Annotated in this window: 11 protein-coding genes; 9 read left to right on the top strand and 2 right to left on the bottom strand. The window is 32.4% G+C overall.

The window, feature by feature from the left end; genetic code table 11:
* Positions 1-32: 32 nt before the first annotated feature.
* Complete coding sequence (locus JOOMADRAFT_RS18160; protein WP_008616020.1) at positions 33-419, bottom strand: pyrophosphohydrolase domain-containing protein; 387 nt, start codon at positions 417-419, stop codon at positions 33-35.
* Between the two features lie 493 nt (positions 420-912).
* Here JOOMADRAFT_RS18160 and JOOMADRAFT_RS18150 point away from each other — a divergent pair, with 493 nt between their 5' ends.
* The 6 genes from JOOMADRAFT_RS18150 to JOOMADRAFT_RS18125 all read left to right on the top strand — a co-directional run bounded on the left by JOOMADRAFT_RS18150 (position 913) and on the right by JOOMADRAFT_RS18125 (position 5,839).
* Entirely contained in the window at positions 913-1,104 is a 192-nt protein-coding gene (locus JOOMADRAFT_RS18150; RefSeq protein ID WP_008616018.1) for a hypothetical protein, read from the top strand.
* A 95-nt stretch (positions 1,105-1,199) separates the two neighbouring features.
* Positions 1,200-2,264: an SRPBCC family protein gene (locus JOOMADRAFT_RS18145; RefSeq protein ID WP_008616009.1), complete on the top strand. Its 1,065-nt coding sequence runs from the start codon at positions 1,200-1,202 to the stop codon at positions 2,262-2,264.
* Between the two features lie 13 nt (positions 2,265-2,277).
* Positions 2,278-2,649 carry a fluoride efflux transporter CrcB gene (gene crcB / locus JOOMADRAFT_RS18140; protein WP_008616008.1) on the top strand — a complete coding sequence of 124 codons (372 nt, stop codon included), beginning with the start codon at positions 2,278-2,280 and terminating at the stop codon, positions 2,647-2,649.
* Positions 2,650-3,033: 384 nt separating this feature from the next.
* A complete protein-coding gene (locus tag JOOMADRAFT_RS18135; RefSeq protein WP_008616007.1) occupies positions 3,034-3,372 on the top strand; it encodes a P-II family nitrogen regulator in 339 nt (112 codons plus the stop codon).
* A 30-nt stretch (positions 3,373-3,402) separates the two neighbouring features.
* Positions 3,403-4,632 carry an ammonium transporter gene (locus JOOMADRAFT_RS18130; protein WP_008616006.1) on the top strand — a complete coding sequence of 410 codons (1,230 nt, stop codon included), beginning with the start codon at positions 3,403-3,405 and terminating at the stop codon, positions 4,630-4,632.
* Between the two features lie 148 nt (positions 4,633-4,780).
* Positions 4,781-5,839 (top strand): porin, encoded by a 1,059-nt coding sequence (locus tag JOOMADRAFT_RS18125; protein WP_008616005.1) that lies wholly within the window; start codon positions 4,781-4,783, stop codon positions 5,837-5,839.
* Between the two features lie 320 nt (positions 5,840-6,159).
* Here JOOMADRAFT_RS18125 and JOOMADRAFT_RS18120 read toward each other — a convergent pair whose 3' ends face one another.
* Positions 6,160-7,230 (bottom strand): hypothetical protein, encoded by a 1,071-nt coding sequence (locus JOOMADRAFT_RS18120; RefSeq protein WP_008616004.1) that lies wholly within the window; start codon positions 7,228-7,230, stop codon positions 6,160-6,162.
* Between the two features lie 100 nt (positions 7,231-7,330).
* Here JOOMADRAFT_RS18120 and JOOMADRAFT_RS18115 point away from each other — a divergent pair, with 100 nt between their 5' ends.
* The 3 genes from JOOMADRAFT_RS18115 (at position 7,331) to JOOMADRAFT_RS19760 (ending at position 11,338) form a co-directional block, all read left to right on the top strand.
* Positions 7,331-8,233 carry an ABC transporter ATP-binding protein gene (locus tag JOOMADRAFT_RS18115; protein WP_008616003.1) on the top strand — a complete coding sequence of 301 codons (903 nt, stop codon included), beginning with the start codon at positions 7,331-7,333 and terminating at the stop codon, positions 8,231-8,233.
* A gap of 103 nt (positions 8,234-8,336) precedes the next feature.
* On the top strand, positions 8,337-9,167 hold the full coding sequence (locus tag JOOMADRAFT_RS18110) for an ABC transporter permease (protein ID WP_008616002.1): 831 nt from the start codon (positions 8,337-8,339) through the stop codon (positions 9,165-9,167).
* An 11-nt stretch (positions 9,168-9,178) separates the two neighbouring features.
* Entirely contained in the window at positions 9,179-11,338 is a 2,160-nt protein-coding gene (locus tag JOOMADRAFT_RS19760; protein ID WP_008616001.1) for a T9SS type B sorting domain-containing protein, read from the top strand.
* Position 11,339: the final 1 nt, after the last annotated feature.

The following is an 11,339-nucleotide window of genomic DNA, read 5'->3' as shown; positions in this document are numbered from 1 at the left end:
AGAATAATCAAATCTCGATTATGAAGTAGCCCTTATTTATTTATTATTTTTTTAATATCTGGTTTAAAATAATTAGGGCCTTTTAATACCTTTCCATCTTCTCTATAAATTGGTTTTCCATCTGCTCCTAATTTACTCATATTACTCAACTGTATTTCATTAAAAACATCTTCAATAATGTGTTGCATCCCATGTTCCAGAATAGTTCCACATAGTATATAAAGCATATCTCCTAGTGCATCTGCAACCTCCACTATATCATTATTTGTTGCGGCTTCTAAGTATTCATCATTTTCCTCAGCCATTAAATTGTGTCTTAAAACAATTTTAGAGGCTTCTAATTTTGCTATTGGAAAGTTAGCCACTCCCAATCCAAATGCGTTATGAAATTCTTCAACGGATTTTAATTTATTTTTCATCTAAAATATTTTGTTTTTTATATTATGAAAGTAATTTATAGATAGCTTTTGATATAGAACCCATCTTAACTTTTTTTATCTGCTACGAAATAGTCTTTTTATCCTCTAATTTTATAATTTTTGTTCAAACACAAAAAGTCATGATGAGTTAATAGCTAATTTGACTAATTTTGCTAAAAATAAAAAATAATATGTTCAGTAACGGTCAATTAGTTTTTGCAGGCTTATTTGCAATTGCTTTTATAATAATAATGATTATTAGCTATAAAAAAGATAATAAAACTCATAAAAAACAATATAAAGGTACAATTTGGGTTCTTATTGGCTTTATCATTTTCTTAACTAGCCTAATAATTATTAAGTTTTTAACAAAAAACTAACCTTAAATAGACAATAACCTCATATTTGACTACATTACGTTAATTTTTCAACACAATATGAGAATTTATCTTATATTTTTCTTAAATTTGCTCTAAAGCAATCAACTTAAGCAATGATGATTTTCTTTACAATCTTATTTAGTCTGTTAATAATTAATGTGGTGTTATTATTATTCAGCGTTAACAAACTTCCAAAAGCAACTACAAAAACAACTGCTATTTACAATCAGCAGTATAAAGATGTAACTGCTAAAAAAGAAGTTGCTAACAAAGAATATGACGTAGTTTTGAAAGAAGCCATATAAACCATTTTCTATTATTTACATTCATTGTGTTTAAATATTCTTAATACGAATGTACATTTTTTGTATCTTAGGTTTATTTTACATAAAGCATTCCTATGAGAATTTTAAAATACCTTATATTCTTATTTTTAATTGTAGCAATTGGTTTATCTATCTATGTAGCCATCCAACCCGATGATTACAAAATAGTTAAAACCCGAATAATTAATGCTCCAAAACCAGTAATTTACGAGTATGTAAATAACTTGAAGGAATGGAATAAATGGTCTGTTTGGTTTGACCATGATCCGCAGATGGTAATTGATTATGGCGCTACAACGGAAGGAAAAAATGCTTCTTTTAAATGGAATAGCAATATTTTAGGTAAAGGCACCATTACTACAACCTATATTTCTAAAGATTCCATCCGTCAACGTTTAGATTTTATCAAACCAAAAGAGACTATTGCGCATCGTTTTTGGTCGTTTGTTGAGACCTCTAGTAAAAATGGAGTATTAGTAACTTCTGGAATTGAAGGAAAACTCAGCTTCACTGATAAGTTTATGATTTTGTTTCAGAATAGTATGGAGCACAAATTTGAAACAGACTTTGCCAACGGTCTTATTAAACTAGACAGTGCTATTACAGCCGATATGAAAAAATACACCATTTCTACTATTGGTAAAACCGAATATGGAGGAGGTTATTATTTATATCAAACCACAAGTGCAAGAATAAATGAAACGAATATAGCCTCTGAAAAGATGTTTCAAGAAATTGAAGCCTTTATGGAACAAAACTATTTACACCCTTCTGGAGATGAGTTTACTCTATATCAACAAACGGACACTTTAAACAATTCTGTTATTTTTTCTGCAGGTGTTCCTATTAAAGAAAAAGTAATTACTCCAGTTGGCAGTACAATTCTTTGCGGTTTTATTCCCTCTGGAAGTTATTTTAAAACTGTAATGAAAGGGGATTATATTAATATGAATGAAGCTTGGAGTAAAACAAGAGAAGCTATTAAAAATAATAATTTCGAAGTAGATCCTCAAAGGGATTCTTTTGAGAGTTACGTTGTTACAGAAGACGAAACAGCAAACCCAGCAGCGTTAATTTCTGAAATATACATCCCAATTAAAGAAAAAGTAGAAATTTATCCTGATACTATTGAGAACTAAAAAATAGTTTGAAATGAAACAGTTGATTTTAGTTTTTATTGGTGGTGGCTTAGGGAGTTCCCTCCGCTATTTAATTAGTAAATTTCTAAATTCGTCTGAAACAGGAATTCCGTATGATACCTTTGCAGCAAACATTATAGGTAGCCTATTTATAGGAGTTATTTTAGGATTTGCAGTAAAACATGAATCGCTTAACAACAATCAACTTTTATTTATTACTACTGGATTTTGCGGAGGTCTTACCACTTTCTCCACATTTGCATATGAAAATCATGTGTTCTTAAAATCTGGAGATTTTCTTAATTTTCTTTTATATACTACAATTACATTTGTTACAGGAATAATAGCTGTGTTTATAGGTATTTTCTTAGTCAAATTCATATAAGTTAACTCCTACAGAGATTTTCTTTATAATTTATAGTTCATACACAAAAGTGTAGCACTTTTCTATTACTTAATTCTTCCTTATAAAACATTTTAGGCAGCTTTTGCTTTTAAAAGGATTTCTCAACCTATACACATCAGCTTAAAACTTTAAATAAAAAACTATTCAATTTGAATTAACCTGTCATGATATTCTTATATAAAAAATCTCTTCCTACATTATAATTTTCATCCTTTGATATTTAAAAAATATACATTTTAAATACTTACCCCTAATTTTAAAGGGGTATATTTTAATAATTTAATAAAAATTACCAACTACCCCCCTATTTTTTTTCTGGTAACAATTATTTAACATAGTTTTAAGCAAACAAATCATTTAAATATGAAGAAAATTGAAGCCATTATTCGTAAATCAAAATTTGATGACGTACGAGATGCGTTACATCAAGTAGAAGTAAACTTTTTTAGTTACTGGGATGTTACGGGAGTAGGTAACGAGAAAAAAGGCCATGTGTATCGTGGTGTAAGTTACAGTACTGCCGATATCCAAAGACGGTATTTGTCAATCATTGTTTCAGATGAATTTGCTGAACGTACGATTGAAGCCATCCTTAAATCAGCATATTCAGGAAATGTTGGTGACGGTAAAATAATAGTATCTCCTGTAGAAGAAGCCTACCGAATTAGAACGAGGGAAAAAGGCAAAGAATCATTAAAGTAAACCAACTAAACTAATTTAAAAAAACTTTTTATGGAAACAAACGTTATAGAAGTGAACGCAGTTCTAGATATAATGTGGATAATGATCGCGGGGATTCTCGTGTTTTTTATGCAAGCAGGTTTTACACTTGTAGAATCTGGTTTCACAAGATCTAAAAATGTAATCAATATAGTAATGAAAAACTTTGTGGATCTCGCTGTAGGTTCTTTAGCTTTTTGGTTTATTGGTTACACATTAATGTATGGAGAATCTATCAGTAGTTTTATTGGTACTCCTTCATTATTTTACAATGTGCGAGAAGACATGCACAACTTATTCTTTCAAACAGTATTTTGCGCAACAGCAGCTACCATAGTTTCTGGAGCCGTAGCAGAAAGAACAAAGTTTACTACCTATGTTATTTTTTCGCTAATTATGACAACATTAATCTATCCAATATCTGGCCACTGGGTATGGCAAGGTGACGGATGGTTAACAAAACTTGGATTTATAGACTTTGCAGGTTCTACAGTAGTACACTCCGTTGGAGGATGGGCTGCATTAGTTGGAGCAATTTTAGTAGGTCCAAGAATAGGGAAATACACAGAAGGAAAATCGAATGCTATCCCAGGACACAACATGATGTTTGGAGCATTAGGAGTATTTATCCTTTGGTTAGGATGGTTCGGTTTTAATGCTGGATCTGAGCTAGCAATTAGCGGAGAAAGCTCTTTCAACGCTGCTGGTATTATTATTACTACAAACCTTGCCGCAGCTGCTGGTGCAGTAACTGCTTTAGCGCTTACATGGATACGCTACGGAAAACCAGAAGTATCTATGACTCTTAACGGTGCTTTGGCTGGTTTAGTTGGAATTACTGCTGGATGTGCTGCTGTAAGCCCTGGAGGTGCAGCCATTATAGGAATCCTTTCTGGATTAACAGTGGTATTCTCTATTGAATTTATCGACAAAACTCTAAAAATTGATGATCCTGTTGGAGCAATTTCTGTACATGGAGTTTGTGGAGCTTTAGGAACTTTATTAGTTGGTGTTTTTGCTACTGATGGAGGACTTCTTTACGGAGGAGGATTTAGTCAACTTGGAATTCAAGCTATTGGAGTTGTAGGAATCGGTGTATGGGCATTAGTTACATCGTTCATTGTATTATTTATCCTGAAAAAAACATTGGGATTAAGAGTTACAAAAGAAGAAGAAATAGAAGGATTGGATATGCACGAACATGATGGTGCAGCTTATCCAGACTTCACTATAGATCGTTAGTTAGTTAGTTTTTATTTTAAAGGGTAAAAAAGAACGGAGCGGTATTTGGCGGTACGCTCCGTTCGGTAACCCACTTTTGTAAAAATTAATATTCTAATTATCTGACCAATTCATTAATAAACCAAACAACAAATTAACTTTTAATATTATGAAAGCGATTACACTTACAAATGTCGTAAAAAATATATTTTTCCTAGCGGTTTCATTAGCTAGTTTAAGCACTTTTGCTCAAGAAGATAAAAAATTTAATTTTAGTGGATCTGCAGACGTTTACTGGAAAACAAATTTAACCGGAACTAATGAGGCAGATGGAGACGGAATGTTTAACACCCCTCCTACTTCTTTTGCTAATAGAAGTGGATTTGCACTAGGTATGGCAAACCTTATAGCTTCTTATGAAGGGGAAAAAGTAGGTTTTGTAGCCGATTTAGTTTTCGGACCTCGTGGAGAAGATGCTGTTTTCTTATCTACTGGTTCTGCAAATATTGTAAATCAATTATATGTATACTGGAATGTAAGCGAAAAAGTAAGATTGACAATGGGGAACTTCAACACCTTTTTAGGATATGAAGTTATTTCTCCTGTAGGTAACTTTAATTACTCTACTTCTTATATGTTCTCTTACGGACCATTCTCTCACACTGGAATAAAAGCAGATTTTACACTTTCTGATGATTTTTCTTTAATGTTGGCTGTTATGAACAGTACAGACTTTACAGAAATAAATCTTGACGGAAGCTATACAGCTGGAGCTCAATTAGGATATAAAGGTCAGTATTTAAACTTTATTTACGGGGCTCAAACAGGTTTACCAGGAGAAACTTTTCAAGTAGATTATACAGGTGGATTTGATTTATCTGACGCTTTTTACTTAGGAATAAACACTACTTACAACACTACCGATGGTTCTGGATTCTATGGTTTTGCACTATACCCTCAATATGCAACATCAGAAAAATTCTCTGTCGGACTTCGTGGAGAATATTTTAAAGAATTTGATGGTGGTGTTGGAGTATTTGGCTTAGCACCAGATAGTGATGCTGATGTATTTGAATTTACATTAACAGGAAACTATAAAATTAGTGATTTAACTATAAAACCAGAATTAAGATTTGATAGCGCTTCTGAGGACATCTTTTTAGACGGAGATGACAATCCTACAGGAAGCCTAGCATCCTTTTTAGTAGCGGCGGTATATGCTTTTTAATTAACCAACAAACCATTCTTTGAATTCTATATAAAATGAACCCTAAACAATGTCATTACATACACAGAAAACAAAGAATAATACCTCAAAAATGAGGATAAAAGAAATTTAAAAGTAGCCGTTTACTCGTTCTAAGTTGTAACCCTAGGGTTACGAAGCCTGGTGGTGGCTCCGCCAGGCTTTTTTTTAATTAACTAATCAACTGCCTCGAGGCAAGCCTACGAGGTATTCAAAGGAAAAATATTTTAATCCATTTCGACGCAGAGCGTTGGGGAATTAGACCCTCAATGAGGGATTAAATAACCCCATAAAAATTTAGTTTAGCTCCCGTGCAATAATCTTTTCATACTTACATCTTCATAATTTCTTCTAACAAATTCCAAAGCCACTCTCACAACTTGCCCCATAGAACGACAGCGTTTAAACTTCACATCCAGGGTATAATTATAAAGTTCTTCTTTTAGCTCTTCTAAATTTTCAGGAGTTGTAATATGGTCGTTTATCATACATCTCAATAAGGCTTTTAAGCGCTTTTTTGAAGTTAGAATTCGCTTAGCCAACAGGGAGCGTTCTTCTTTTTTATATTGCTCAATAGACGCTGGCTTTAACCTCTCCTGAACCATTTGCACCATTTTATTATTTTCTTTGAAAAACTGAGGTTTGTAAACCTTAAAATTCCCCTCATAAGATTGTTGGTCAAAATCAATAGCTCGAATTTTAAAAATTACATTGTCAAAATCGTGTACAGGAATAATTACGTAGTTATAAGAACGCATATCTCCTAATAAACGAATCATACAGCGCTCATTAAACTTAACAAACTCTTTTGCAATCTGACTTTTCTGAATATCGGTACAACTAGGCAAAGCACTTTTTATAAACTCATCTCCAGGAATTCCAGAAATATGTTCTTCAATTAAAGTATCGTGATACACCGCAAAATTCATCCGATTAGGAGACAATATATGCTCTAATTCTAAGCCATAAATACGCGAAGCATCTGCTTTTTTAACATAAATGTATGTATAGTTATCATTTAAAACATTCCTCACTTTTATACGAAAAGGCTGCGAATTTCCAAACGTACAAAAATCAATTGCGTCTATATTTAAATACTGAAAAGTATCTTCATTTCCATCAGAAAAAATAAGAGTGTACACTTGCTTTAAATGATAATCTATTTCTGGTCGTTCAAATTCAGAATAATATACACGAATCCATAGGGTGTCGTTATCATCTTCATCATAAACCACTACCGAACCCGAAAAACGTAATAAATCATCATAAGATATTGGAATTTTGGTAGTTCTATTATACCTTTCCAAATACATTAAAAAACGCTCGTTTACGGGATACGACGGTTTTTTTTTCGACATTAATTTCTCGCTCATATACTTTTTCTTATTATTTAATCAAATTTAATCTATATTATTGTAACAATTCTATATAGAATTCGTCAAGTTAATAGAATCAACTCGAAAAAAGAAAAATTTGGAAACTATTCTCACCGTAAAAAATCTCACTAAAAAGTTTAATTTTTTAACTGCAGTAAACGACCTTTCTTTTACTATTGAAAAAGGAAATGTATACGGAATTTTAGGCCCTAATGGGAGCGGAAAGTCTACTACACTTGGGATTGTGCTCAATGTAGTTAACAAAACAAATGGAGATTTCTTTTGGTTTGATGGTAATACCTCAACCCACCAAGCATTGAAAAAAGTAGGCGCCATTATAGAGCGACCAAACTTTTATCCATATATGACGGCTGTCCAAAATTTAAAATTAGTCTGCAAAATAAAAGATGTTCCAGATTCTAAAATTGAAGAAAAGTTGGAATTGGTTGGTCTTTTGGATCGAAAGGACAGTAACTTTAGAACCTATTCTTTAGGGATGAAACAACGTCTTGCTATTGCTTCTGCCTTGTTAAACGATCCTGAAATTTTAATTCTCGACGAACCAACAAACGGACTTGACCCGCAAGGGATTCACCAAATTAGAGAAATTATAAAGAAAATTGCTTCTACAGGAACTACCATCCTTTTAGCTTCGCATTTGTTAGATGAAGTAGAAAAAGTATGTTCCCATGTAATCATTCTTAGAAAAGGGGTTAAACTTTATAGCGGCCGTGTAGATGAAATGATTGCTAGTCACGGATTCTTTGAGTTAAAAGCAGGGAATGAAAAGGCGCTAATAGATTTACTCCATAATAATCCTGCTTTTGGTTCTATAAAAAATGAAAACGGACTTATTACCGCATTTTTAAATGAACCGATGGATGCTACCACTTTTAACGAATTTCTATTTAAAAATGGGATTATTCTTTCTCATTTGGTTAAAAGAAAAGAAAGTTTAGAAGAACAATTTTTAGCGCTTACAAAAAACCAAAGCAACTAAAAAAGCATCTCTGCCTAAGCTCTTCTAAATACTCAGAACAGCTCAGAAGTTTTAAAACATAAACCAAAAACCTACTACTAATTAGGATATAAAAAACTAAAAAATGAAACGACTACTCCAAATAGAATTTATAAAATTGTGGAATAATCGCGCAAGCAGAATTTTAATCATCGCATATTTTATCCTTCTCACCTTTATAGCGCTTTTTGCTACTATAAATTTTGATATAGGAGAAGTTCATTTCCAACTAGCCGATCAAGGAATTTTTAACTTTCCTTACATATGGCATTTCAATACTTACATAGCTGCATTTTTTAAACTGTTTCTAGCCATCGTAATTGTATCGATGATGTCCAACGAATACAGTAATAAAACTATTAAACAAAACCTAATTGACGGTCTTAGTAAAAAAGAATTTATCCTTTCTAAATTTCTTACAGTTGTAGTTTTTTCAGTAATCTCTACGGTTTTTATCTTTGTAGTTTCTTTAGTTTTAGGATTGTTTTATTCTGATTATAATGAATTCAGCATTATTTTTTCTGATTTGGAATACCTAATCGCCTTTTTTGTAAAACTCTTAGGTTTTTTCTCTTTTTGTTTGTTCTTAGGGATCTTTGTAAAAAGATCTGCTTTTGCTCTTGGTTTTTTAATTCTATGGCAAGTATTTGAAGGTATTTTTTACGGACTTGTACGCTGGCAAACCGATGGAAATATTGCCAATAGCATTTCACAATTTTTACCATTAAGCGCTATGAGCAACTTAATAAAAGAACCTTTTAGCAGACTAAATGCTGTACAATCTGTAGCTAATCAAATTGGAGAATCATACATTAAAGACTATGGTGTGCATTGGTATGAAATACTTATTGTGCTATTATGGACTTATCTGTTTATTTATTTATCTTATGCCCTGTTAAAAAAGCGAGATTTATAAACCAACCCTAAATGCTAGCCCCCAAAAAATACCTATTTATACTTTTTCTGTTTTTTCTGATTGACTTTATTAGTGCACAGACAGTAAATAAGCTCCCTAACGATTGTGTTAATGCAATAACAGTTTGCGGAGGAGGTATTTTCACTTCCAATGCTAATGGAAGTGGAATACAAGAAATAAATACTACAAACTCATGTAATAGTGAAGAACACAACAGTGTTTGGTTAAAAATATCTATTATCCAAGCAGGTACATTAGGATTTACTTTAACACCTTCTAGTAGCAAACTTGAAGTTGATTATGATTTTTTTGTATATGGTCCAAGTGCTACTTGCGGAAATATTGGGCAAGCAATTCGTTGTTCTACCACAAATCCATTAGCAGCAGGGCAAACAAGTAATTCAACAGGAATGAATGGCTCAGAGTCCGACGCTTCTGAAGGACCTGGAGAAAGTGGCAATGGATTTGTTAAATGGTTAAATGTAGCTGTTGGAGACTCCTATTTTATTGTTATAGATAGACCCATCGGAGATGGTGGATTCGATCTTCAATGGACTGGAAGTGCTACCACTGGAAAATCTCCCTTCCCTCCGGCTCCTACTGCTAATAAAATTTTAAATAAAAAAGAATGTACCATTGACGGAAAGTTTGATTTTGATTTAAACACCTATAAAAATCAAATTAATTCTGATAGTAATAATACTGTAGATTTTTTTGCTTCATTAAACGATGCTTCTGATAATATAAATCCTATTCCAAATACTCAAAATATTTCAGAAGAAGAAAAAACAATTTACAGTAGAGTTACTAACCCTAATGGATGTTTTGACATTACAGATTTTAAAATTTCAGCTTACAAAGAGCCAATTTTCAACAACAACACATTAGTACAATGCGATCTCGATAACAATTCTACCGATAAAACCACATCCTTTAATTTAACACAAGCTGAAGCTCAAGGGATAAATAACAATCCTGATTATTCAATGTTTTATTACAAATCTATAGCTGACAGAAATTCGGGGGGTTCTATTATAAATCCTGAGAACTTTACAGCAAAAGACGGGGAGACTATCTATGTAAAAGTTATAAATAAAAATGGTTGTGAAGCTGAAGGAGAAATTAAGTTAAAAGTTAATCCAACACTTGCCGGTCTTGATAAAATAGGTCCATTTTACGTATGTGCAAACAATGAGAGTAGCATCACTCCAGAGGGAACTTTCGACTTAAAATATATTAAAGATACCCACTTTAAAAATTTAGATATTGCTTTATATAATTCTTTAAATGATGCTTCTTTAGAGCTCAATAAAATTACTAGCGACCAGATTACAACTGCAAGTAAAACAATTTATGCACGTATTGAAAAAAATAATGAATGCCAAGATGTAAAACAATTTGATTTAGTAGTTAATAAAAAGCCTATCGTTAATCTTCCTAATCCGCTACCGCTAATATGTCTGAATGATCCTGAAGCTTTTATTACAGCAGAATCTGGTTTTGATGAATATAAATGGGTAAAGATTGATGATACTGGAAACGAAACTACCGTTGGTACTAGTCGAAATGTCACCATTACTTCTCCAGGGAATTACAAACTTATTTTGAAGAATATATATAGTGATGCTGCGGGAGTTATTCAAAATGAATGTTCCAACTTTAAAACATTTACAATCAACACCTCTAATATTGCCACTTTTACTCCTGATCCAGAAGTAGAAGATATTTATGAAAATAATAGAGTTACGGTTTTTGTAGAAGGAAAAGGAGACTATTTATATGCTATTGAAGATATTGTAGGCCCATACCAAACAAGTAATGTTTTTGAAAACGTTCCAAAAGGTTTTGCTACTATTTATGTGCGTGATAAAAATGGCTGCGGAACTGTTTCTAAAACGATTTCTATAATTGGTTACGATAAATTTTTCACTCCAAACAACGACAACCATAATGATTACTGGAGAATCAGCGGAATTAATAGTTCAACCCAATCGGGGTCTTATGTTTTTATATTCGACAAATACGGAAAACTAGTAAAGCAACTCAACCCTTTAAGCAGAGGCTGGGATGGAACTTTTAACGGGATTCCACTACCAGCATCCGATTATTGGTTTAGGGTAAAATTAGATGATGGTCGCGATTTTAAAGGACATTTTACCTTAAAAAGGTAAG

The organism is Galbibacter orientalis DSM 19592 (assembly GCF_000260115.1).
Classification (GTDB): domain Bacteria; phylum Bacteroidota; class Bacteroidia; order Flavobacteriales; family Flavobacteriaceae; genus Galbibacter; species Galbibacter orientalis.
The sequence above is the reverse complement of the archived record's forward strand: the minus strand, read 5'-3'. Positions and strand labels throughout refer to the sequence as shown.

What these genes read in the sequence shown, in the direction of transcription:
- JOOMADRAFT_RS18160 (WP_008616020.1), bottom strand. Translation starts at nt 419, where the DNA reads ATGAAAAATAAATTAAAATCCGTTGAAGAATTTCATAACGCATTTGGA.
- JOOMADRAFT_RS18150 (WP_008616018.1), top strand. Translation starts at nt 913, where the DNA reads ATGATGATTTTCTTTACAATCTTATTTAGTCTGTTAATAATTAATGTG.
- JOOMADRAFT_RS18145 (WP_008616009.1), top strand. Translation starts at nt 1,200, where the DNA reads ATGAGAATTTTAAAATACCTTATATTCTTATTTTTAATTGTAGCAATT.
- crcB (WP_008616008.1), top strand. Translation starts at nt 2,278, where the DNA reads ATGAAACAGTTGATTTTAGTTTTTATTGGTGGTGGCTTAGGGAGTTCC.
- JOOMADRAFT_RS18135 (WP_008616007.1), top strand. Translation starts at nt 3,034, where the DNA reads ATGAAGAAAATTGAAGCCATTATTCGTAAATCAAAATTTGATGACGTA.
- JOOMADRAFT_RS18130 (WP_008616006.1), top strand. Translation starts at nt 3,403, where the DNA reads ATGGAAACAAACGTTATAGAAGTGAACGCAGTTCTAGATATAATGTGG.
- JOOMADRAFT_RS18125 (WP_008616005.1), top strand. Translation starts at nt 4,781, where the DNA reads ATGAAAGCGATTACACTTACAAATGTCGTAAAAAATATATTTTTCCTA.
- JOOMADRAFT_RS18120 (WP_008616004.1), bottom strand. Translation starts at nt 7,230, where the DNA reads ATGAGCGAGAAATTAATGTCGAAAAAAAAACCGTCGTATCCCGTAAAC.
- JOOMADRAFT_RS18110 (WP_008616002.1), top strand. Translation starts at nt 8,337, where the DNA reads ATGAAACGACTACTCCAAATAGAATTTATAAAATTGTGGAATAATCGC.
- JOOMADRAFT_RS19760 (WP_008616001.1), top strand. Translation starts at nt 9,179, where the DNA reads ATGCTAGCCCCCAAAAAATACCTATTTATACTTTTTCTGTTTTTTCTG.